Source organism: Armatimonas rosea, from assembly GCF_014202505.1.
GTDB lineage: Bacteria > Armatimonadota > Armatimonadia > Armatimonadales > Armatimonadaceae > Armatimonas > Armatimonas rosea.
Genome location: NZ_JACHGW010000003.1, coordinates 534,320 through 554,627, shown reverse-complemented (window position 1 = coordinate 554,627; position 20,308 = coordinate 534,320). Strand labels below are relative to the sequence as shown.

The following is a 20,308-nucleotide window of genomic DNA, read 5'->3' as shown; positions in this document are numbered from 1 at the left end:
CCCCTTATTTCTTCTTCATCTCGGTCGGGAGGAGCTTCTTGAGGCGGCTCATCTCATCTCTCAGGAGCGCCGCGTGCTCGAAGTCCAGGTTCTTGGCGGCCTGCTTCATCTCTTTCTCCATATCGGTGAGGGCGAGGAGAAGGTCCTTCAGCGGGAGGGACTCGGGGGCGACCTCTTTGGTGACCTTGTAGTAGCTCTTGGCCTCCGCGACCTGCTTGGCGGCCAGCACGTCCTGGACCGCTTTCTTGATCGTGGTGGGAGTGATCCCGTGCTTGGTGTTGTGCGCCACCTGGATCGCACGGCGGCGGTTGGTCTCGTCGATGGCGCGCTGCATCGAGCCCGTGATGGTATCGGCGTACATCAGCACCAAGCCCTCGGAGTTTCGGGCGGCGCGGCCGATGGTCTGGATCAGCGATGTCTCCGAGCGCAGGAAGCCCTCTTTATCGGCATCGAGGATCGCAACCAGCGAGACCTCGGGCAGGTCGAGGCCCTCACGGAGCAGGTTGATACCAACCACCACATCATAGACCCCAAGGCGCAGGTCTCGGAGAATCTCGGAGCGCTCCAGGGTGTGGACATCGGAGTGGAGGTACTGGACCTTGATCCCCAGCTCGACCAGGTACTCGGTCAGGTCCTCGGCCATTTTTTTGGTGAGGGTGGTGACAAGAATGCGCTCGTGCTTCTCGATCCGGTCGCGAATCTCCCCGATCAGGTCGTCGATCTGGTCCTTCGTGGGGCGAATCGTGATCTGGGGGTCGATCAGGCCCGTAGGACGGATGATCTGCTCCGCGATCCGCTCGGAGTGCTGGCGCTCGTAGGGGCCGGGGGTCGCGGAGACAAAGATCAGCTGGCCGGCGGCCTTCTCAAACTCCTGGAAGCGCAGCGGGCGGTTGTCCGCCGCCGAGGGCAGCCGAAACCCGTACTCAATCAGGGTCTCCTTGCGCTTTCTATCGCCGGCATACATCGCATTGAGCTGGGGAATGGTCTGGTGGCTCTCGTCGAGGACAATGAGGAAATCGTCGGGGAAGTAGTCCAGCAGCGTGTTGGGCGGCGAGCCCGGATCGCGGTCATCGAACCAGCGCGAGTAGTTCTCAATCCCCGAGCAGAAGCCCATCTCGCGGACCATCTCCATGTCAAAGTTCGTGCGCTGGCGGATGCGCTGGGCCTCGATCAGCTTGCCCTCGGCCTCGAACTTCTTGACCTGCGCCTCCATCTCGCCCTCGATCTTGCGGACAATCTCCTCGACTTTCTCCGGGTCGCTCACCCAGTGGGTCGCCGGAAAGATCGAGAGCTCGTCGCGCTCGCTCATGGTCTCGCCGGTGATAGGATCAATGGCGGTGATGCGCCGTACCGTGTCCCAGTCGAACTCGATCCGGTAGATGACTTCCTCGTTGGCGGGCTGGATATCGAGCGTGTCGCCCTTCACCCGAAAGGTCCCGAGAGTGAGGGCGATATCGTTGCGGGAGAACTGCATGCTCACCAAGCGCCGCATCACTTCGTCGCGGTCGCAGTCCTGCCCCACCTCGAACCAGACCACCGTGTTCTTGTACTCTTTGGGCGAGCCCAGGCCGTAGATACAGGAGACCGATGCCACGATAATCGTGTCGCGTCGCGAGAGAATCGCCTGGGTGGCGGAGTGGCGCAGGCGGTTGATCTCCTCGTTGACCGCGCTATCTTTCTCGATAAACGTGTCGGTCTGGGGGATGTAGGCCTCGGGTTGGTAGTAGTCGAAGTAGCTGACAAAGTACTCGACCGCGTTGCTCGGGAAGAACTCCTTGAGCTCGGTGCAGAGCTGCGCGACCAGGGTCTTGTTGTGTGCCATCACCAGGGTCGGCCGCTGGACCTCGGCGATCACGCGCGCGATGGCGTGGGTCTTTCCGGTTCCGGTCGCCCCGAGCAGTGTCTGGCGCTTCTCGCCCTTGCGGAGCCCCTCGACAAGCTGGGCGACCGCCTTGGGCTGATCTCCCGCCGCCGGTGGCCCCACGAACTCAAACCGCCCACTTCCCTTTGCCATGCGCCCCGCCTCCCCAAACAAACAATGGTTCGCTATTGTATCACTTGGGTAGGCGTCTTGACGGCATCGACAATCATGAACTTATCGTTGGTGGCGACAATTTTCGCCCGGCCAAAGATGCGCTTGAGCTTGAGGTGGTAGCCCAGGTGGGAGTTCCCGATCACCCGGAGCGTCCCCCCTACTTTTAGCGCGCGGCGGGCATCGACAAACATCTGCCAGGCGATCCCATCGTGGACCGTGGTCTCCTGGTGGAACGGCGGGTTGCAGAGCACGAGGTCCAGCGAGTCGCGCTCCTGGTCCTCGTAGCAGTTGGCCCAGACAAATGCCGCCGTGCCCTCAGGGAAGAACTTTCGGTAGTTGGTCTCGGCGCTCTGGAGAGCCATGCGGGACTCATCGGAGAACGTGAGTGCGGCATCGGGGTAGCGCTGCTGGGCAACAATCCCCAGGATGCCGTTGCCACAGCCCAGGTCGAGGACCTTGGCAAACGGCCCCTCGGGGAGGTGTTGGAGCAGGAACTTGGTGCCGGGATCGAGCTTCTCGCGGCTGAAGAGATTGGAGTGGTTGGTGAAGGGATGGGCAAGGCCCGGAATGTCGAGCGAGAGCGGGAACGGCGAGGCGACGGCCTCTTTCTCAAACTCCGCGAAGACCAAGCGCGCCTTCTTCTCCGCCAGGCTGGTCGATGTCTCGCCGATGTACTTCTGGAGCAAGGGAAACACCCCGACCGAGAGGTGCTTGACCATGCTGGCGCAGATCAGGAGCGAGCCGGGCCGCAGGTGCGCCGTGAGCCGACAGAGAATGTCCTCAAAGTACGAGAGGTTCTTGGGGAAGCGCAGGAGCACAAAATCGTAGACCCCGGTGAGCTCGTCGAGGGTCGAGACGGTCGAGCGGGCCCCTTGGCTATTGAGCTGGATCGCGCGGTGGCTGAGAAACGAGTCCGTGTAGCTGGTGAGCTCCTCGGCCTCCAGCGAGCAGGTGAGGGCACCGAAGTGGTCGTGGACGATCAAGACGCGCTTACCGGCGAGCTCCAGGGCAGCGACATGCTTGAGGAGCAGCTCATCGGCGGCGTCCCAGGCTTGGAGGGGGTCGTTCTTGACCAGGGGGTAGCGCCGGAGGGTTGGTTGTATCACGGACGGTAGTGTACCACCCACTGGGAATACACCTCTTTAACCAGGTAAATCTACCCGAATTCTCCTGCGGCTCTGCAGACCCTACCATGATTCTCCGAATATTTAATCAACGTTCTTTATTTTTAGGAAACTCATGGCAGTCAAGGTCATCATCAAGCCGGGCGGTATCGCCCTTATCAGCCTCGGGGTTCTCGCCCTCAGTGCACAAGCCGTCCTCCAGAGCCGCAGTCGCAGCAACACCGCCGCCGCTGCCAGCAGCACCGTGGCGGCAGCTCCTAAGAGCGCTTCACCCGCCCCCAGCCTCGCCGAGGATCAGTTCTGGTCGTCGTCGAAGACCCCAGGCGAGGTCCCTCTCGTGGTCGAGCAGGATACGAGTGCACCATCGGGGACAGGGCGGGTTGCCCACCTGAAGATCACTGCCGCGCACGGGGAGAGCTGGGACCTGCAGACCGGTGTGGGGATTCCAGTCGCTCAGAAAGTCGGCGATAAGAAGACCCTCCACTTCTGGGGCAAGACCAGCGGCTCAGAGTCTCGGCTGACGGTTGCGGTTGAGTTCAACACGGAGCCGTTTGAGAAGTTTGTCTCCGAGGACATCAGCCTGACCTCAGAGTGGAAAGAGTACACGGTTCCCGTGACCTTTACCAAGGAAGTGCCGCTTGGGAAGGGAAATATCACCTTCCAGGCGGGCAAGGCCACCGCCGATGTCTTGATCAGCGGTGTCCGTTTCGACTAGCACCCCGTGTCAAACCCGCTCGGGAGCCTTGATTCCCAGCAGTGCCAGCCCGTTCTTGAGCCCTTGCGCCGTCGCCGCAACCAGCTCCAGGCGGGCTGTTCGCATCTCGGGCGCGACATCGTCGCGTAGGACGGGGCAGTTTTCCCAGAAGGTGGAGAACGCCTTTGCCAGCTGGAAGGTCCAGTCGGCGACACTGGCGGGCAGGTACTTCTCGCCTGCCTCGCGCACCGCGTGCGGCATGCGCGCCAGCTGCTTGAGGAGCGCTTGCTCTGCGGGATGCACCAACAAGCCCCCCCCGCCCCCATCGGATGGAGGTGCAAGAGGGCTAGCCTTGCGCAGGATGCTTCGGCAGCGGGCGTGGGCGTACTGGAGGTACATCGCCGTGTTTCCCTCGCTCTGGAGCATCTTGTCCCAGTCGAAGGTGATGTTGCGGTCCGGCCCCTGGAAGAGATCGGCGTAGACCACCGCCCCGATTCCCAGGGTCTCCGCGATCTCGGGGATCTCTTCCTCGGTCAGCTCCGAGCGCCCCGCAGCGACATTGGCGCGCATCGCGGCTTCTGCCCGCTCCACGGCCTCATCGAGGACATCGTTGAGGAAGACGACGTTGCCCTCACGCATGGAGAAGCGCCCACCGTTGGGCGGCGAGACCTTCCCGAAGCTGATATGAATGCTCACATCCGCGATTTTTTCGTAGCCCATGCGCCGGACGATCTCAAAGACCTGCTGGAAGTGGAGCTTCTGCTCAGCACCGACCACGTAGATATTGCGCGCCGGGGCGTAGTTCTCCAAGCGGTAGAGACACGTCGCCGCATCACGGGTCTGGTAGAGTGTCCCGCCGTCGGACTTCTGGAGCAGGCAGCTCGGGAGCTTGTCGTCGAACTCCACCACCAGCGCGCCGCCCGCATCCCGCCGCGCGACTCCCTTCTCCACCGCCTCGGCCATCACCGCAGGCATCCTCGACTCAAAGTAGCTCTCGCCATGCTGGGTCGTGAAGCTCACCCCGAGCCGGTCGTAGGTGCGGCTAAACTCGGCCATGGTGATGTCGATTAGCTTCTGCCAGGTCTCCCGTGCCCAGACATCGCCATCTTCCAGCTTCTTAAACCACGCCCGTGCCAGGTCCTTGAGGCTCTCGTCCTCTTTGGCCTCGCTGTTGTACTTGGCGTAGAGCACGACCAAGCTCTGCACCGGGTCGGGATCGTCCCAGGGGGTGAGCTTCCAGAGGTCGATAGCGGCCAGGAGCATCCCAAACTGCGTCCCCCAGTCGCCTAAATGGTTGTCGGCGATCACGTCGTAGCCGAGTGCCTCGAAGATCAGGCGCAAGCTGTGGCCGATCACGGTGGAGCGCAGGTGACCGACATGCATCTTTCGGGCGATATTGGGCGAGCTGTACTCGACAATCACCTTCTCGCCTGCCCCGACCGAGCTATCCTTACCAAACGCATCCCCGCGCTCGGTCACCTCCGCCAGCACGGCGGCAGCGAGCGCTTCGGGACGGACGGTGAAGTTGACAAATCCCCCGGCGGCCTCCACTTTCGCGAGCAGGCCGGCTTCCGGCAAACGCACGGCGGCGGCGAGCTTCTGGGAGAAGGCGGGCGGGGCCTCGCCCGCAGCCTTGGCGGCGGCAAAGATCGGGCAGGCAAGGTCAGCGAGGTCTCGGTTCTTGGGCTCGGCGAGCGCGAGCTGCTCCGGCGCGATCAGGCCCGTGGCGACAAGTGCCGCGCTCGCCTGCTCCCGGAGCTGGTCAAATACGTAGTGCATGGGGATTAGTATATCGCGAGGCTCCTCCGCCCTAGCCGCGCCGCTGTCGACGCGCCGCCCCACCCGCAAGAGCGGCAAGGCAGATCGAGAACCCGCCTGCACTCCAAAAGCGCCATGCCAGTAGATCTGGGCGATCCTGTGTCGAGATACCTCCTGGCCCGATGGCCCACACGCGCTCGCCTAGCGGCTCCTGGGTACGCGCCATCCAGGTGTCTTGGGAGAGCGTTTGGAGTTTCCTCCCCGCGACCGCCGGGTTGTAGCGCAGGGGCGGCTGGAAGCTCTTGCAGAGCGCTTGGCCGTCGTGGAGGTTGGGCAGGACTCCTGCGTGCTGGTCGGAAGCGTGCTCCAAGTCACTGTAGCAAAAGTTCAGAGCCGCCCCCGCATTTTTGGGATGGTCGTCGCTCTCCATCGCAAGCACCCAATAGGCTTGCAAGAGCGCCAATAGTCCACAAAAGATCGCGACAGCACGGTACGGCACGGCTACTCGCCCAGCACGAGCGAGAGGAAGCCGTCGGCTTCGGCGAGGAGGGCGCGGGCTTGGTCGGCATCGACGCCTTTGCGGGCCATGATGATTCCCAGCTTGGCGGAGCCCCCGGACTGGGTGAGGAGCGTGGCGGCGGTCTCCAGGTCGGTCTGCCCAAGATCGGCGATGAGGCGCTGGGCGCGGGCGACCAGCTTGAGATTGGTGGCCTGGACATCGACCATGCGGTTGCCCAGGGTCTTGCCGATCTTGACCATCGCGCCGGTGGAGAGCATGTTGCAGATCAGCTTCTGCGCTGTCCCGGACTTGAGCCGGGTCGAGCCCTGGAGCACCTCGGCGCCTACCACCGCCTGGATCGGGATATCGGCCTCGTCACAGAGCGGCGCGGGGGTGGCGCAGGCGACTCCCACGGTGACCGCGCCACGCTCCTTGGCCCGGGCGATCGCGCCGCGGACATAGGGCGCGCCCCCGGAGGCGCTCATGCCCACCACCACATCGTGCTCTCCCACGAGGACCTCGTCCATCGCCGCCGCCCCCGCCTCGCGGTCGTCCTCCGCGCCCTCGATTGCCTTGGTGAGCGCCCGCTCGCCGCCGGCGATAATGCCAAAGACCTGCTCGACCGAGACCCCAAAGGTGGGGAGGCACTCGCTGGCATCGAGCACGCCCAGCCGCCCCGAGGTCCCCGCCCCGACATAGATCAGCCGTCCGCCGCGCCGCAGCCCCGCCGCGACCGCGTCCACGGCCCGGGCGATCTCAGGGATGCAGCCACGGACAATCCCCGCGACTTTCTCGTCCTCGTCGTTGATCCGGCGCAGCATCTCGTCGGTGGGCAGACGGTCCATGCCGTCGGTGTGGGGGTTGACCAGCTCGGTACTGGGGAGGGTGTTCATGATAAAATCTTACCCTATGCCTACGTATGGTTATCGCTGCACCGCGTGCGGCCATGAGTTTGAGCGGGTTCAAAAAATCACCGACCCGCGCCTGACAGAGTGTGAAGAGTGCAACGGCCCGGTCAAGAAGATCATCTACCCGGTCGGGATTGCGTTTAAGGGCGACGGTTTCTACATCAACGACTCGAAGAAAGAGTCGGGCAAGGCCAAGCCTGCGGAGAGCAAGCCCGCCGAGGCAAAGACGGAGACAGCGGCCACCGAGACCAAGACCGAGTCCAAGTCAGAGACCAAGGTGGAGTCGACCCCAGCGGCAAAGCCCTCCGTACCCTAACGGCACCCCCCACGACACCAGTAAAGCTAACAGTATTCCTGGAAGACGTATATTCCGATACTGAATATGATGTCTTCCGAGGATTCTGCCACACTCTCCCCGCACTTCCAACAGCTTGTCGGGGCGTTGATCACGCTGCTAAGCCGCCAGCCCGGCGTCCTGGGGACCATCCTGACCCTGGAGTCGTCGCAGGAGCGCTGGAGCTACTTGGAGTGGCAGGGCGCAGGGCGCTTCTCCCCGCAAGCGATCCGCTACCAGACCCTCTTTGGGGAGAGCAACCTCCAGCACTGCCCCGAGGGCATTGTCGAGTCCCTGACCGTGGAGCAGAGCCAGCGCTTTGGTGGCCTAGTCGGGGGTGTCGCGATCATTCCCCTGCTGGACATGCAGGGCTACGCTGTGGGCGAGCTGATGGTGCTCCTGCAGCGCCCCGATGGCTTTACCCCCACGCTCCGGCAGGCGATGCTCCAGCTGACCCTCCAGATCCATGCCCTCACGCAGCTCCGCCAGCAGGCCATGGCGCGCCAGCTGGAGAGTGCCGCCGCCGGCAATGCCATCGCCCAGTTCGACCCGCTCACGCTCCTGCCCAACCGTGCCCATTTCTCTAAGAAAGTGGAAGAGGAGATTCAAGAGCGCGAGCAGAGCAGCCTACGCCGCCAGGGAAAAGAGAGCCCCCTGCTTGCTCTGCTCTTTGTGGACCTGGACCGGTTTAAGCGCATCAACGACACCCTCGGCCACGCCATTGGTGACCAGCTCCTGAAGGAAGTGGCCTCGCGCTTTGCGACCTGTATGGAGCCCGGCGATGTGCTGGCGCGGCTGGGCGGCGATGAGTTCACCGCGCTCCTGCCCCAGCCCCGCAACCAGAAGCACGCCCAGATGACCGCGCAGATGCTCATCAACTCTCTGCGTCGCCCTATCCTGATCGGCAAGGAAGAGCTCAGTGTCGGGGCGAGTATCGGGATCTCTTTCTACCCCCAAGACGGCCGCGATGCCTCGACCCTGCTCCAGCATGCCGATATCGCCATGTACCAGGCCAAGAAACACAGCGGCCTCGCGCTCTATGCACCGTCGATGAGCGCGGGGGGCTACAAGCGCCTGATCGAGGAAGGCGAGCTACGACACGCCATTGAGGAAGGCCTCCTGACTGTCAGCTACCAGCCACAGGTAGACCCCAACACGGGCGAGTGGCGCACGCTGGAGGCCCTCGCCCGCTGGCGTCACCCCAAGCGCGGGATGGTTCCCCCCGCCCACTTTGTCCCCCTCGCGGAGCAGACCGACCTGATCGGTGCGCTGGGCGAGTTTATCCTACGCCGTGCCTGCGCCGACATGGCCGCCTGGCGCGCCTGCTACGGGATCGACCTGGCTATCAGTGTCAACTTCTCCGCGCGCCAGTTCTCCGGCACCGACATGGTCAGCCAGATCACGCGCATCCTTGGGGAGACCAACCTCCCCTGCCACGCGCTGGAGATGGAGATGACCGAGTCCACCCTCGCCAGCAGCCTCGACAACCTCCCCACCGCGATGCGCCGCCTCCGGGAGCTGGGGGTGCGGATCGCCGTGGACGACTTCGGCACCGGGTACTCGTCGCTGGCCTACCTGCGGCGCTTCCCTGTGGATGCCATCAAGGTCGACCAGAGCTTTGTCTCGGGGGCGGGCAAGAACACCACGGACAACGCTCTGGTGCGTGCGGCGGTCGAGATGGCCCATGCCCTCAACCTCCAGGCAATCGCCGAGGGGGTGGAGACCGAGAGCCAGAACACCTTCCTCCAGGAGATCGGCTGTGATCTCTTGCAGGGCTACTTCTTTAGCCAGCCGCTCACCGCCGAGCAGGTCGAGCTACACCTTAGCCAGCGCCGGCAGCAGCAAGCCGCTTAGCGCGTCGCTACCCAAACAAAAAAACGCCCTCCCTGCGGCTTGCGCAGGGAGGGCGTCTTGGTTACTTACCTTGCTCCACAGACTTTCCGCTGAGGCGCGGAACCCCTTTGGTCGAGCCATCGCCCGCTCCCAGGTTTCGTGCGATCAGAAAAATCACGGAAGCGACAACGAGAACGATGAGGGCCAGTCCTCCTGGTTTGATCTTCATAGAACGTATCCTTTCTTTGTGTTAGACAGTAAGACTAGGCAGCCTTGCTGAAGTGCTCCTGCTCCGCTGCGACCAGAGTAAGGTCCTCACCCGTGTAGGCAGTCTCGCCGTGCACGGTCTCGTCGAGCCCGATGCCCTCTTCCTGCGGCTCCACACGGAGTCCCTTGAAGAGCACCTTGGCCAGCATGCCAATCGCGAGGCTACCAACACCCGCCAGGATGACGGCGGCGGCGGTTGCCATGAACTGGTTGAGGAGCAGGGTCGCGCCGCCACCGAGGAACAGGCCATTGTTGACTGCGGGGTTGATCGCCTTGCTCGCAAAGAGGCCAACACTGAGCATTCCCCAGATACCGCCCATGCCGTGCACGGCCACCACATCGAGGGAGTCGTCGTAGCGGATCTTCTCCTTGAGCTGCACCCCGAGGTAGCCCACCACAGAGGCAACGGCCCCAATCACGATTGAGGAGAGCGGGGAGACATAGCCCGACGCAGGAGTAATGGCGACCAGGCCGATCACCGCACCGGCAGCGAAGCCAAACGCGGTCGGCTTGCCCCCACGGATGACGTCGATCAGCATCCAGACCGCCGCAGCCACGGCAGCGGAGACATGGGTGACGATCAGGGCGTTGGTGGCGACATTTCCAGCACCACCCGCAGAGCCTGCGTTGAAGCCAAACCAGCCAAACCAGAGCAGCGCCGTTCCCAGGAGGATAAAGGGAACGTTGTGGGGGCGGGTCTCCTCACCGCGGATAAACTTGCGGCGGCCCACCAGAGTCGCAAGGATCAGCGCGGAGACACCGGCCAGGGTGTGCACCACCGTGCCACCGGCGTAGTCCACGGCCCCCATCTTAAAGAACAGACCGCCCTCGCCCCACATCATGTGTGCCATGGGCGAGTAGACCAAGAGGCTCCATGCGGCGATAAAGAACAGATAGGCGCTAAACTTCATGCGGTCCACGATCGCGCCGGAGATCAGGGCGGGAGTGATGATGGCAAACATCATCTGGAAGATCATGAAGAGGGGGTGGGGGATTGTCAGTGCGGCCCCATTGAGAGTCAGCTGCTGTGCCGCATCGGTGTTGGCTTGGAAGACATAGCTCAGTCCCCCAATCACAGGACTTCCCGGCGCAAAGCTCAGGCTATAGCCCACGAGCAACCAGAGCACGGTGACTACGGAGATCGCCACAAACGACTGCATCAGTACATTGATCGTGTTCTTGCGGCGTACCATCCCCGCGTAAAAGAAAGCCAAACCTGGGGTCATCACCATGACGAGCGCGGTCGCCACGAGCATCCAGGCGGTATCACCACTGTCGGGTGTAAACGCGGCCTTAGGTGTCTGGGCATGCGCGATCGCACTTCCTCCCAGGAGCAGGCCTCCTGTCATGAGGAGTTGTTTTCTTTTTAGCATACGAGATTCATCCTAAACCTTGAGATTTTTTCGGTTCGCCTTAGTTTTCGGAAGAATCGGGTTTACACTTTAGTCCATTAAACAAAACATTAATTACCCATAAATAGATTCGCTATAAACTGATAGTAATACGGGTTCTTGTCAAAAAGCCTAGTTTTAAATTTTGCCCTTCCTAAAATAATCTCAACACTCTTGTTTAGGAACGTCAAAAAAAATGGTACTAGCATCGCCCGTCTTTCTCGCTCTCCTGTCGCTCACTGGAATCCGTCAAGTCTCGCTCTTTGACACCGACACCGCCCGTCACCTTCCGCTCGACTCTAGTGCTCGCCCGGAGGCCCTCCCCGAGGGGGCCAACCTGAACCCACGCCTCGCACGGCTCCATGCCATCGCCCTGCGTGACCAGGTCGGGGATATCGTGATCTCCCAGGAGCACTACACCTTTGTGCTACGGCCCCTGCCCGGTAAGAACCATGCGGGGCTCTTTCTCCAGGTGATCCTCGATCCCAAGCGTGCGGATCTGGCGCGTGTTCGTCAGTCACTGGCGGCTCTGGGACAGTTCATGGCACCGGTGGTGGCAGCATGACCATCCAGGCGGTGCTCGACATCCTTACCCCCCTGCCGGGTGTACGCGGTGCCTCGGTCCTCGATCTAGCTACCGGAGTCTGCATGGGCTCGGGGGGCCACGAGGCAATGGAGGCAGATCGTCTGGCATCGGACTACGCCCGCTCGCTCAACACGATCCGTGTCCATCTGGAGCCCCAGGCCAACGAGGACTTGGTCCAGGAGATGCGCCTCCAGCTCCCGGAGTTCGAGGTCTGTATCACCCCTCTCTCCCATGACCCCGAGAGCGGCCTCTATCTATGCCTCCTGCTCCAGGAAACCGACGATACCAAAGCGTCTCTGGGGATCCAGCTCGAGCTGATCCGCAGTGAGTTTCAAGCGGGCGAGGGCCTCTTAGGTGAGGACGAAGCCGAGGCACTCTACAACTACCGAGTCTCTGCATAATCTCATGACGAGCCTATTTTTGTGAGGCAGTTCTGCCGATAACTTAAGCAGAGCAAGATGTCCACATTCATAGAACTTCCTCTCGAGCTGATTCAGGCAGCCGAGGACCAGCCCCGAAAGACCTTCTACCAGGACTCGCTGGAGGAGCTCTCCAACTCCATCCGCGAGCGGGGTGTCCTAGAGCCCATTGTCGTTCGTCCCAAGACTCTCTCCACGGGCGAGATTCGCTATGAGATTGTCATGGGCGAGCGCCGCTTCCGAGCGAGCCACCTGGCGGGGAAGACCCATATCCCCGCGATTGTTCGCTCGCTCACCGACGATGAAGCGGCGGCGGATGCGCTCCTGGAGAACTTCCAGCGTGAGGACCTCAACCCTATCGAGCGTGCTCGGGCCATCGCTGCCCTGCTCGAGCAGATGCCCATGGAGAAAGTGGGGAAGGTTCTCGGGGTCTCCGATACCACCCTGCGCCGAGCTCTCGATCTGCTCCAGCTCCCCGAGCTCATGCAGGCCGAGCTCGCCGAGCGCAAGGGCGAGGGAACCAACACCGGCGCCTTTGCCGAGAGCCATGCCCGCGCTCTGCTCCCTCTCAATGGGATGCCCAAGATCCAGGCGCGCTTGATGGAGAAGATCAAACAAGAGCGCCTCAGTGTCGCCCAAGTCGAGCAGACCGTCGCCGCGATCCAGCAGTACCCCCAGAAGAGCGAGGTCTTTCTACGTGTGGGAAGTGGGGTCAGCGAGCAGATGATCCGCTCCCTCAAGGCCACCGATGAGCGCCGCAAGCCCTACCGCCCTCAGACCGCACACGAGCAGCTAAAGGTCCTGGATAAACAAGTCACGGGCGTCATCGATACGATCGACCCTCGGATTGTCGAGTTTCTGGGCATGGAGGACATGAACCGCCTCCTGGCCCTCCTTACCCGCGCCGCGGGCCACCTCAGCTCCCTCGCCGAGCAGGTCCGCGGAGCCCTAGAGAGCGCCGACTACGGCTTCCGTGAGCTCTATATCCACTGTCCCCTCTGTGGGCGGATCGAGCTGGTGGGGGCGCTACGGTGCTCGACCTGCTTTACGGTCCTGCGACGCTGTGCGGACTGTGGGCACTTCGATCCCCAGCAAAGCTGGTGCCGTGAGTACGGAACGACGATCGCCAAGGACGAAGCCGAGGCCCCGACGGAGGAGGCAGTCTCCTACCGCTGCTCGGACTTCCAGCCCCGCTATGTCCCGCAAGGCATGGAGCTCCCCGTCCTCAAGGCCGCTTAGAATTTTTATTTCCTACAGAGAGAAACCTAGCATGAACCTAGCAAAGAAACTGCGCGAGCTGGTCAACAACAACCTCGTTGATACCAACACGGCAAACACGACACAGGAAGAGGAAGACTACCTGGAGCTTCCGGGAGTTGCCTCGAAACGGACAGTGGCCGAGGCGAGTGCCGCCACTCCGCAGGCTGTCGTCGCTCCCCCCGCCCCGGCTGCCCCAGTTGCGGTTGAGCCCGCTGCTCCTGTCGTCGAGCCCGTAGCCGAGGCGGGGGTTCCGGTGGTGAGCCTCGGCGATAGCCTCTCCCCGGAGTCCGTCTACCAGATGCTCTCGTCGCTACCCGACAACCTGCCCATGCGGGTCAAGCGGGCCGCGATCCGAAACGCCATCCAGAACCAGGGCAAGGACCAGGGTGCCGATGTCGAGACCATCCTGGGAGAAGCAACCTGGAAGAAGATGCAGATGACCCAGCAGCTCAAACAGTTCGACGAGCAGCACCACTCGGCGACCCAGGCACTCAACGCGGAGATCGAGAACCTGCTCAAGCGCCGCGATAGCATCAACGCCGAGTTTGACAAGCTCCGCGACGAGGTCGTGGGCCAGATGGACCAGATGGTCCGGGTGATTCAGTTCCTCGGGACAGACCTCGCGGGTAGCCCCGGCACCCCTACGTTCGCCACGGGCCACACCGCCGAGCTCCCCCCGCACCTTCGCGAAGAGACTGCCGGGCGGCTCCTGGGAATCAGCGAGTCATAGGCCCTCCCCGATATTTCCCTCCAGATGCCCTGCTGGTATGCATGTTGCAAACCCGCAGGGCATCATGGCTTTCTCCACCCCCTCTTCGCTTACCCTCCCCCAGCTAGGCCAGCTCCTAGGCTCACTCCCCGACAACCTCCCCGCGGCGCTCCGCACCAGCACCCTGAGTCAGATCCTTCAGAAGCACTACGCCCTCGACCCCGCGCTACAGAGCGACTTGCTGGGCCAAGCCGTCTGGCAGCGTGTCCAGCTCCAGCAGCAGCTAGAGCGACTCCAAGCCCAGCACCAGCAGCAGCTGGAGGAGCTCCATGCCCAGCTCGCCCGGTGTGAAGCCCAGGTAGAGAAGCAGGAGAGGCAGTATCAGGCACAGCGCGCCGCCCTCCGTGAGCAGGCCACTCCCCTAGATCATGTCCTCCGCTTGCTCAGCGATACCCTCGCCGACTCCGAGAGCGACGAGCCGGAGGCCCCGGTGCGCCGCACAAACCCACGGATTCTGAGTGCGCGGCGGTAGGCTAGTAGAAAAATCGGAGCCGTGCGTTGAGGGGTGCAGCGGTGCTCGTCACCCGAACGGGTATCCAGTCGAGGTCCAGCCGCTGCTGCGCCGTGAGCTGCAGAGCGGCCCCCAGTGCCAGTCCGCCACGGGTGCTACGCGCCACCGTCCCTTGCTCCAGGTCGGTGCGGATCAGAACGAGGGTTCGGTTGGTGGGGAGCCAGTCCGCCTCCAAGAATCCCGCAGACAGGTAGCCGCCGCCCGTTCCGTAGAGTGCGCCCCCTAGGAGGACCCACCTCGGCCCGGACGCCGCCGGCCCATCCAGGGCGTGGCTGAATGTCGCGCCGATCCGCTGGGCGGTCCCTCCCCCTGGTAGCTGCGAGCTCCCTCCAAAGACCTCGGCGTAGCGTAGCGCCTTGGGATCGTAGCGGCGGGTGAGGGAGATTCCCCGTGTCGGGGTGGCGGTCCCACTGCCGCGCAGATCGGTGGAGAAGACCGACGCCGTATTGGCGTGTGCGTCGGTGTGATCGAGCCGGAAGCCATTTCCCAGCCCCCCTGCCGCGACCTTCCCCAAGCTTGTGAGCATCCGCGGAAGATTCGCCGTGGGAAACCGATCGCCCGCCCCCACCCCGCCACCGTTCTCCCAGGCATAGACCCGGCCCGCGGTCAGGCGAAATGCTCCCTGGTTGACCATCGCTTGGGCCATGTTGAAGGCATTCTTCTCGCCGGGGGTGGGCTGGACCAGAAAGGCAAGCTGCGACGAGACCGCGCCCCCGACATGGATCTTGACACCGCGGCGCTGGATGGCGATGCTATCATCTGTCCCAAGTGTCATTCCAGGCGCCCAGGTCGGTCCGATCAGCTGCTCGGGGACCACACGGGGCTTTTCATCGGGATCGAAGCGGTAGCCGAGCTGTCGAAAGCGAATCCCGGCCTCGTTCAGGCGGGGAAATCCGGCGTGGCAGCCTGAGCAAGGGAGCTGGTACTGGCGCGCCCACTGCACCACCGCGTGCGCTGTCCCTGTAGAGCTAAGCGAGCCCAACCAGCAGAACAAAACGATCAGCCAGATCTTAACACGCCCCATTGTCAACGACCTTTCCTTCGGTAGCGTGCTCATGCACCTACAAAGGATTTATCGCCGTGTCTGGGGGAAAAGTTGGGGGGTGTTAGCCGCGGATTAAGCGCACCGCCAGGGTCTCTAGGAAGATCCCCCCGTTGGGAGCCGCCACGGTGACGGTCCGGTGGGTGGGGTCGGGGAGGAAGCAGGTCGAGAGCACGACATCCCCCTCGCCGGCAAAGACCTCGATACTGGTCCGATCACAGAGAACCCGTAGCCTCAGGCGCTGCGACTCGCCCAGCGGAAGCCGCGCCGTCCGGCCCTGGCAGGTGAGCATCTGGCTGGCCGCATCGTAGCGCACCTCGCTCCCACGGACGGAGAGCTGCAAGAGCGCATCGGGCTGGACGATCAGCTCGGCCTCGATATCAAAGGCCTCCCCTTCCCAGAGCCCAATCAGGCCACAGCCCGGCACGAGGGCGGTCTGGTTCAGCTCCCAGGTCTCGCGCCAGAGCCCCGCGATCTCCGCGACCGGCTGGCGGCAGAGACGCTTCTGCCCTCCGACCTCTTTCAGAGTCACCTCGGTGGGGAAGGTCAGCTGCTGGTTGAAGGGCATCTTGGGGAAGCTCCCCCCACGCATCCAGGCGATCAGCACCCGGCGTCCCTCGGGGGCGTGGCTGTAGGTCTGGGCGGCGTAGAAGTGCATTCCCTGGTCCAGCTTCTGCCGCTCGCCCTCGGGGTGGAAGGTCTTGCCATCGAACTGCCCGAGCACGTAGCCCCCATCGGCCCCGAAGAGCACCCAGGTACCGTCGAGCTCGAAGCACTCCGGGCACTCGTAGAAGCCCTCGATCCGGCTGGAGAAACTCCAGTCCGTGAGGTTGTGGGACTGGTAGAACTCGATCCCATCGACCTCGCCACGACGGACATAGAGCGCCATGCACCAGTGCTTGCTCGCCTCGTGCCAGAAGACACGCGGGTCCCGGTTCTCGCCCTCGACATTGGGCAAGACCGGGTTCCAGGTGTGCTGTGTGAAGGTCTTTCCGCCGTCGGTAGAGCTGGCGAGGCGCTGGTCAAACGGCTTTCCCGCAAACGTGTAGAAGAGCAGCAGTGCCCCCTTGCCCAGCCCCGCCACCCCCGCCTCGTCACAGACCGCCGAGCCGGAGAAGATCGTCCCACCGTCGTAGGGCTCCAGCGCGTGGGGAAGGTGCTCCCAGCGCACCAGATCGCGGCTCCGGGCATGTCCCCAGGTCATGTTCCCCCACTCGGTTCCCTGTGGGTTGTGCTGGTAGAACAGGTGCCAGTAGCCCGCGTAGAAGACCAGCCCATTGGGGTCGTTGAGCCAGCCGCGCGGGGCGGTGAAGTGCAGTAAAGGTCGAAGCGGCTCTGTCATAGTATATAGTATCAGCGTACTTTGTTTTTTTAGAGAGTGGCCGGATAAAGTTTTTTCCTCTATGACACCATGCCACCTGCGCCGTGCTCTCTAGAGCTTGTGGGTTCCCGGCCCGAGCACCCGGGGGGTAGTGCTGCCGGGCAGCGTGACCTCGGCGGTGACATTGCCCGGCAGGGTCACCTCAAACGCCAGCCGTCCCCCTCGCGTGTCGAAGGCGAGCTTGAGCGGGCCACGGACCGTGGGAACCGTGAGCTTTGCCCAGGCAAGCCCCCCAGGGAGCGGCCGAAGGGCAATTTTTCCGTAGCCAGGCTCCAGAGGATGAAGCCCAAAGAAGCCACGGGGGATGAGGTTGGCGGGGGCGGCTCCCCAGGCGTGGCTGTAGGTAAGGTTCGGCTTGTACTTGGCGTCCCAAGCCTCCGCGGTCATGGTCGCCCCCATCTCCAGCATGTGCCTCCACGAGCGATCCCCCGGGGCGAGCATGAGCTTGAGCGCGGTCTCCGCATCGCCGGCGGCAAAGAGCGCTTCAAGGAGATACTGCGCGGCATAGACACTACAGGCCATCCCCTTGGACTTGAGGAGCGCCCGTACGGAGGGCTTATTCGTGTCGGGGACGAGCCCAAAGGCGAGGGGGAAGAGGTTGGCATGGAGCGATGCGTGCGTGCTCCCCTCGCCATCGACAAAGACACCACGGCCGCTGTCAAAGAAGGTGGCGAGATAGGCAGCTCGTACCCGTGCCGCCTCCGCGCTGTAGGTGTCGGGCCGCCCCGTCACAGCGGCCAAGCGCCCCATCCCCACCAGCGCCTTGTAGTAGAACGCATTGGCGACACTATTGACCATGGGAGCAGCCATCTGCCGGTTGTCGGTGGCGATCGCGCCGCCTCCGAAGCCATCGCGCTCCGCGGGCGGCCAGTCCACGATCGCACCCGCGACCAGCAGGCCATCGGGGCGGGCTTTCTCCCGTAGGAGCTTCTTCTCCAGGCGGTCCCAGAGGCGGTTCGCCACCGACGCATCCCCGGTGAAGTCGTAGTCGGCCTCGGCCATGAAGATCAGGTGGTGCGCCCACTCGGTCGGCCAGGTCGGGTGGTGCAGGAGGTACTCCAGCGTGTGCCGGTAGAGCGGCCAGTCCCGCTCGACATGGCAGTGCCCCAGCTGCGCGATATAGGCATCGGCCTCGTAGGGGGTCCGCTCCCGCTCGCCGTCGATGGAGACCCCCAGGAAGCTACTCGCCTTGAACGTGTGCTGGCAGAGCTTCCAGACCTCGGTGAGGGTCGGGTCGGAGCACGAGAAGCTGGCTGCGGTATCGTCGAAGACCTGGTGCAGCGCGTGCAGCGTGACGTTCTCTTTCTTCAGCTCCCCGGGCCAGCCCTCCAGCTCCAGCGAGCGAAACGGCAGGACCTCGTCGTGGCCGGGTGGAATCAGCACCGCCCCCCGGCGAACTCCCGCGGGAAAAGGGGCCGCAGGGGTCGCAATCGCGTTCTCTCCGGGCTTGAGCGCGACCTCGGCCTTGCGGTAGCAGACACTGCCGGGCGGCTTGCGGTCGATCGTGTTCTTGGCGGCGAGCCGCTCGCCAAAGTGCACCAGCGCACGTCCCTCGACTGTTGACTTCAGGCTCAGTGTCCCAAACCAGGCACGGCCAAAGTCCACAAAGTAGCTGCCATCGGGGCGCTTGACGATGCTCTCGGGGGCGAGGTCGGTGGTCGTCAGCGGGTTGCGGTTGACCCAGGAGTCGTTCTTGGGGCTAGGGACGGGCCACTCGCCGAGCTTGCCAGTAGCGAAGCTCTGGGGCTTGCTCCACGCGCTCGCCCGGGCACGGTCTGCGGCGGTCCAGACACGGACACGCCACACGTAGCGCTTCCCCGACTCCAGCGGCGGCCCGGCGTAGCGCACGGCAATGGAGTGCGAGCTAGGAACCTTGCCCGTGTCCCAGAGCGGCGTCGCGCCGCCCTCGGCGGTCACTTGCAGCTGGTAGGCGGCTTGGAGTCCGGTCTCCAGGCACCAGGAAAACGGCGGGTGCGGGTCGGAGAGTGTCGTACGCTCCGGGTAGGCGAGGTAGGCCACGGTCAGGCCAAAGGGTGCAGAAGGCATGGCGTATTATACCTATTGCAAAAGTTACCGGAACCACGCGAGCCCAGACAACATGAGTGCCCAGACAACGAGTGTCCGGGCTTGAAAGGGCGACGGCTCCCTGCGGAGCCACTAGATCCGGTATTCGGTTGGCTGCGAAGGCAGCCGTCGTCCTCCTAAGCCCAGAGACTCGTTCTCAGGGGCTCATCTCTAGGCCTCATTTAGAACGCGTTCGCAAGAGCGACAAGGACGCAAGTGCCGCCGCCGCCGCGATCCCCATCAGGGGGCCGTAGCCGATATGGGCGACCGCAAGCCCCCCCAGCCACGGGGCGATCATGCGGGGCACGGCGCGGACAATGTTGTAGAGCGCCGAGTAGGTCGGGATCTTGGTGGCATCCCCTGCCAGCTCCATCATGAGGTTGTTCGCCGCGACATCCACGCCCGCCGTCGCCAGGGCCCAGAGCACGAAGACCGTGGCAAACGCGCCCCCCGACGGAGCGAGCAGGGCGAAGAGAAAGCCGCCCGCCCCGGCAATGCCCGCAAAGACAACCATCGGGTGGTTCCCCCAGCGGTCCGCGAGCCAGCCGATCAGTAGCGCGGCGACCGACCCGGCGAAGATGCTCACGGCGGTGTAGAGCGCAAGGTCCGCGTGCTCCTCCCCAAAGCGCCGGGTGGCATAGAGCGCGAGAAACGGGGACGCGACCTGCGTGAGCGCGAAGACCACCTGCGAGTAGCTCAGCCGCCGGAACCGCGCATCGCCCTGCCAGGTGGCACGCAGGTGCGCGAGATCGACGTTCTTGGCCCGCTCCGAGCCTTCGGCGGGGATACTATCGGGCTCACGCAAAAAGAGAAACGGAAGGATCGTGATCGTCAGAATGGCAAAGCCCAGCCCAAAGCCGATACCGTAGCCGCCGGGGAAGCCGCTGCCCAGAACCACGTGCCGGAGCACCCACTCGGTACCGAGGGTACAGACCCCCGCGATCCCTCCGGCGAACCCGTAGAGCCGCCCGCGCCAGTGCACGGGGATGGTCTTGCCAATCGCGGTCCAGTAGGCGGGGATATTGAAGCCCATCGAGAGCGAGTGCCCACAGAAGCCCAGAAAGGTCGCGATCACGAGCCAGTCCGGGTGGGTCTTCCCCCAGAGCGGAGAGAGGAAGGCAAGGGGCAGCAAGAAGAGCCGCTCGATAAACGCAACCCAGAACAGCCAGAGGCGCACGGTCTTGCGGCGCTGGAGCGTGCCGACAATCAGCAGGCCCGGCGCGAGGACGAGCAGCGATGAGAGCCCGTTGAGCGCGCCCAGCACGGCCGGCGACGCGCCGCAGTGCGCCAGGAACACAGGCAGGATGGTCTGGGTGGAGAAGAAGGCGATCCCCAGCGGAAACCCCACGGCATCGGCGAGGCAGATGGCAAAGTTGATTTGTTTATCGCGGCGGGTCATGGGCGTCTTGGGGCGCACTGCGGAGGATTCCCGG

The 20,308-nt window shown here is 63.6% G+C and carries 19 protein-coding genes; 8 read left to right on the top strand and 11 right to left on the bottom strand.

Features of this window, described 5'->3' with window-relative positions; all coding sequences use genetic code 11:
* Positions 1 to 4: 4 nt before the first annotated feature.
* Together uvrB and HNQ39_RS30610 are read right to left on the bottom strand one after the other, a co-directional pair.
* Positions 5 to 2,014 (bottom strand): excinuclease ABC subunit UvrB, encoded by a 2,010-nt coding sequence (gene uvrB / locus HNQ39_RS17535; protein ID WP_184199296.1) that lies wholly within the window; start codon positions 2,012 to 2,014, stop codon positions 5 to 7.
* Positions 2,015 to 2,046: 32 nt separating this feature from the next.
* Positions 2,047 to 3,141 carry a methyltransferase gene (locus HNQ39_RS30610; RefSeq protein ID WP_221290080.1) on the bottom strand — a complete coding sequence of 365 codons (1,095 nt, stop codon included), beginning with the start codon at positions 3,139 to 3,141 and terminating at the stop codon, positions 2,047 to 2,049.
* Positions 3,142 to 3,274: 133 nt separating this feature from the next.
* On the opposite strand from HNQ39_RS30610, the gene HNQ39_RS17525 reads away from it, so the two are divergent.
* On the top strand, positions 3,275 to 3,874 hold the full coding sequence (locus HNQ39_RS17525; RefSeq protein ID WP_184199290.1) for a hypothetical protein: 600 nt from the start codon (positions 3,275 to 3,277) through the stop codon (positions 3,872 to 3,874).
* Between the two features lie 9 nt (positions 3,875 to 3,883).
* Here the strand turns inward: HNQ39_RS17525 and argS are convergent, their stop codons facing one another.
* From argS to murQ, 3 genes are read right to left on the bottom strand one after another with little or no spacing between them, the layout of a single operon-like run.
* Entirely contained in the window at positions 3,884 to 5,632 is a 1,749-nt protein-coding gene (gene argS / locus HNQ39_RS17520) for an arginine--tRNA ligase (protein WP_184199287.1), read from the bottom strand.
* 31 nt (positions 5,633 to 5,663) lie between these two features.
* Positions 5,664 to 6,110 (bottom strand): hypothetical protein, encoded by a 447-nt coding sequence (locus HNQ39_RS17515; RefSeq protein ID WP_184199284.1) that lies wholly within the window; start codon positions 6,108 to 6,110, stop codon positions 5,664 to 5,666.
* A 2-nt stretch (positions 6,111 to 6,112) separates the two neighbouring features.
* Positions 6,113 to 7,003: an N-acetylmuramic acid 6-phosphate etherase gene (gene murQ, locus HNQ39_RS17510; RefSeq protein WP_184199281.1), complete on the bottom strand. Its 891-nt coding sequence runs from the start codon at positions 7,001 to 7,003 to the stop codon at positions 6,113 to 6,115.
* 16 nt (positions 7,004 to 7,019) lie between these two features.
* Between murQ and HNQ39_RS17505 the strand changes: the two genes are divergently transcribed.
* Positions 7,020 to 7,334 carry an FmdB family zinc ribbon protein gene (locus tag HNQ39_RS17505; protein WP_184199278.1) on the top strand — a complete coding sequence of 105 codons (315 nt, stop codon included), beginning with the start codon at positions 7,020 to 7,022 and terminating at the stop codon, positions 7,332 to 7,334.
* 66 nt (positions 7,335 to 7,400) lie between these two features.
* Positions 7,401 to 9,206, top strand: a complete 1,806-nt coding sequence (locus HNQ39_RS17500; protein WP_184199275.1) for a putative bifunctional diguanylate cyclase/phosphodiesterase — start codon at positions 7,401 to 7,403, stop codon at positions 9,204 to 9,206.
* Between the two features lie 61 nt (positions 9,207 to 9,267).
* On the opposite strand, the gene HNQ39_RS17495 is transcribed toward HNQ39_RS17500, so the two are convergent.
* Positions 9,268 to 9,414, bottom strand: coding sequence for a hypothetical protein (locus HNQ39_RS17495; protein ID WP_184199272.1), 147 nt, complete (start codon positions 9,412 to 9,414; stop codon positions 9,268 to 9,270).
* Positions 9,415 to 9,448: 34 nt separating this feature from the next.
* Positions 9,449 to 10,801 (bottom strand): ammonium transporter, encoded by a 1,353-nt coding sequence (locus HNQ39_RS17490; RefSeq protein WP_221290078.1) that lies wholly within the window; start codon positions 10,799 to 10,801, stop codon positions 9,449 to 9,451.
* A gap of 238 nt (positions 10,802 to 11,039) precedes the next feature.
* On the opposite strand from HNQ39_RS17490, the gene HNQ39_RS17485 reads away from it, so the two are divergent.
* Genes HNQ39_RS17485 through HNQ39_RS17465 form a run of 5 tightly spaced genes read left to right on the top strand, consistent with a single transcriptional unit; the run spans position 11,040 to position 14,349 of the window.
* Entirely contained in the window at positions 11,040 to 11,408 is a 369-nt protein-coding gene (locus tag HNQ39_RS17485; protein WP_184199266.1) for a hypothetical protein, read from the top strand.
* Positions 11,405 to 11,830, top strand: a complete 426-nt coding sequence (locus tag HNQ39_RS17480; RefSeq protein ID WP_184199263.1) for a hypothetical protein — start codon at positions 11,405 to 11,407, stop codon at positions 11,828 to 11,830. The genes HNQ39_RS17485 and HNQ39_RS17480 overlap by 4 nt, the downstream gene beginning before the upstream one ends.
* 57 nt (positions 11,831 to 11,887) lie before the next feature.
* A complete protein-coding gene (locus tag HNQ39_RS17475) occupies positions 11,888 to 13,087 on the top strand; it encodes a ParB/RepB/Spo0J family partition protein (protein ID WP_184199260.1) in 1,200 nt (399 codons plus the stop codon).
* A 31-nt stretch (positions 13,088 to 13,118) separates the two neighbouring features.
* Positions 13,119 to 13,838, top strand: coding sequence for a hypothetical protein (locus tag HNQ39_RS17470; protein ID WP_184199257.1), 720 nt, complete (start codon positions 13,119 to 13,121; stop codon positions 13,836 to 13,838).
* Between the two features lie 37 nt (positions 13,839 to 13,875).
* Positions 13,876 to 14,349, top strand: coding sequence for a hypothetical protein (locus HNQ39_RS17465; RefSeq protein WP_184199254.1), 474 nt, complete (start codon positions 13,876 to 13,878; stop codon positions 14,347 to 14,349).
* A gap of 1 nt (position 14,350) precedes the next feature.
* On the opposite strand, the gene HNQ39_RS17460 is transcribed toward HNQ39_RS17465, so the two are convergent.
* The 4 genes from HNQ39_RS17460 to HNQ39_RS17445 form a co-directional block, all read right to left on the bottom strand.
* Positions 14,351 to 15,412, bottom strand: coding sequence for a hypothetical protein (locus tag HNQ39_RS17460; protein ID WP_184199251.1), 1,062 nt, complete (start codon positions 15,410 to 15,412; stop codon positions 14,351 to 14,353).
* An 82-nt stretch (positions 15,413 to 15,494) separates the two neighbouring features.
* Positions 15,495 to 16,772 (bottom strand): glycoside hydrolase family 32 protein, encoded by a 1,278-nt coding sequence (locus HNQ39_RS17455; RefSeq protein WP_184199248.1) that lies wholly within the window; start codon positions 16,770 to 16,772, stop codon positions 15,495 to 15,497.
* 90 nt (positions 16,773 to 16,862) lie between these two features.
* On the bottom strand, positions 16,863 to 18,857 hold the full coding sequence (locus HNQ39_RS17450; protein ID WP_184199245.1) for an alpha-L-rhamnosidase-related protein: 1,995 nt from the start codon (positions 18,855 to 18,857) through the stop codon (positions 16,863 to 16,865).
* 196 nt (positions 18,858 to 19,053) lie between these two features.
* On the bottom strand, positions 19,054 to 20,292 hold the full coding sequence (locus HNQ39_RS17445) for an MFS transporter (RefSeq protein WP_184199242.1): 1,239 nt from the start codon (positions 20,290 to 20,292) through the stop codon (positions 19,054 to 19,056).
* Between the last annotated feature and the right edge of the window lie 16 nt (positions 20,293 to 20,308).

Excerpts from the sequence above, each read along its gene's own strand:
- HNQ39_RS17500 (WP_184199275.1), top strand. The coding sequence starts at position 7,401 with ATGATGTCTTCCGAGGATTCTGCCACACTCTCCCCGCACTTCCAACAG.
- HNQ39_RS17490 (WP_221290078.1), bottom strand. The coding sequence starts at position 10,801 with ATGACAGGAGGCCTGCTCCTGGGAGGAAGTGCGATCGCGCATGCCCAG.
- HNQ39_RS17480 (WP_184199263.1), top strand. The coding sequence starts at position 11,405 with ATGACCATCCAGGCGGTGCTCGACATCCTTACCCCCCTGCCGGGTGTA.
- HNQ39_RS17495 (WP_184199272.1), bottom strand. The coding sequence starts at position 9,414 with ATGAAGATCAAACCAGGAGGACTGGCCCTCATCGTTCTCGTTGTCGCT.
- HNQ39_RS17465 (WP_184199254.1), top strand. The coding sequence starts at position 13,876 with ATGCATGTTGCAAACCCGCAGGGCATCATGGCTTTCTCCACCCCCTCT.
- argS (WP_184199287.1), bottom strand. The coding sequence starts at position 5,632 with ATGCACTACGTATTTGACCAGCTCCGGGAGCAGGCGAGCGCGGCACTT.
- uvrB (WP_184199296.1), bottom strand. The coding sequence starts at position 2,014 with ATGGCAAAGGGAAGTGGGCGGTTTGAGTTCGTGGGGCCACCGGCGGCG.
- HNQ39_RS17455 (WP_184199248.1), bottom strand. The coding sequence starts at position 16,772 with ATGACAGAGCCGCTTCGACCTTTACTGCACTTCACCGCCCCGCGCGGC.
- HNQ39_RS17505 (WP_184199278.1), top strand. The coding sequence starts at position 7,020 with ATGCCTACGTATGGTTATCGCTGCACCGCGTGCGGCCATGAGTTTGAG.
- HNQ39_RS17450 (WP_184199245.1), bottom strand. The coding sequence starts at position 18,857 with ATGCCTTCTGCACCCTTTGGCCTGACCGTGGCCTACCTCGCCTACCCG.
- HNQ39_RS17485 (WP_184199266.1), top strand. The coding sequence starts at position 11,040 with ATGGTACTAGCATCGCCCGTCTTTCTCGCTCTCCTGTCGCTCACTGGA.
- HNQ39_RS17525 (WP_184199290.1), top strand. The coding sequence starts at position 3,275 with ATGGCAGTCAAGGTCATCATCAAGCCGGGCGGTATCGCCCTTATCAGC.
- HNQ39_RS17460 (WP_184199251.1), bottom strand. The coding sequence starts at position 15,412 with ATGGGGCGTGTTAAGATCTGGCTGATCGTTTTGTTCTGCTGGTTGGGC.
- HNQ39_RS17470 (WP_184199257.1), top strand. The coding sequence starts at position 13,119 with ATGAACCTAGCAAAGAAACTGCGCGAGCTGGTCAACAACAACCTCGTT.
- murQ (WP_184199281.1), bottom strand. The coding sequence starts at position 7,003 with ATGAACACCCTCCCCAGTACCGAGCTGGTCAACCCCCACACCGACGGC.
- HNQ39_RS17475 (WP_184199260.1), top strand. The coding sequence starts at position 11,888 with ATGTCCACATTCATAGAACTTCCTCTCGAGCTGATTCAGGCAGCCGAG.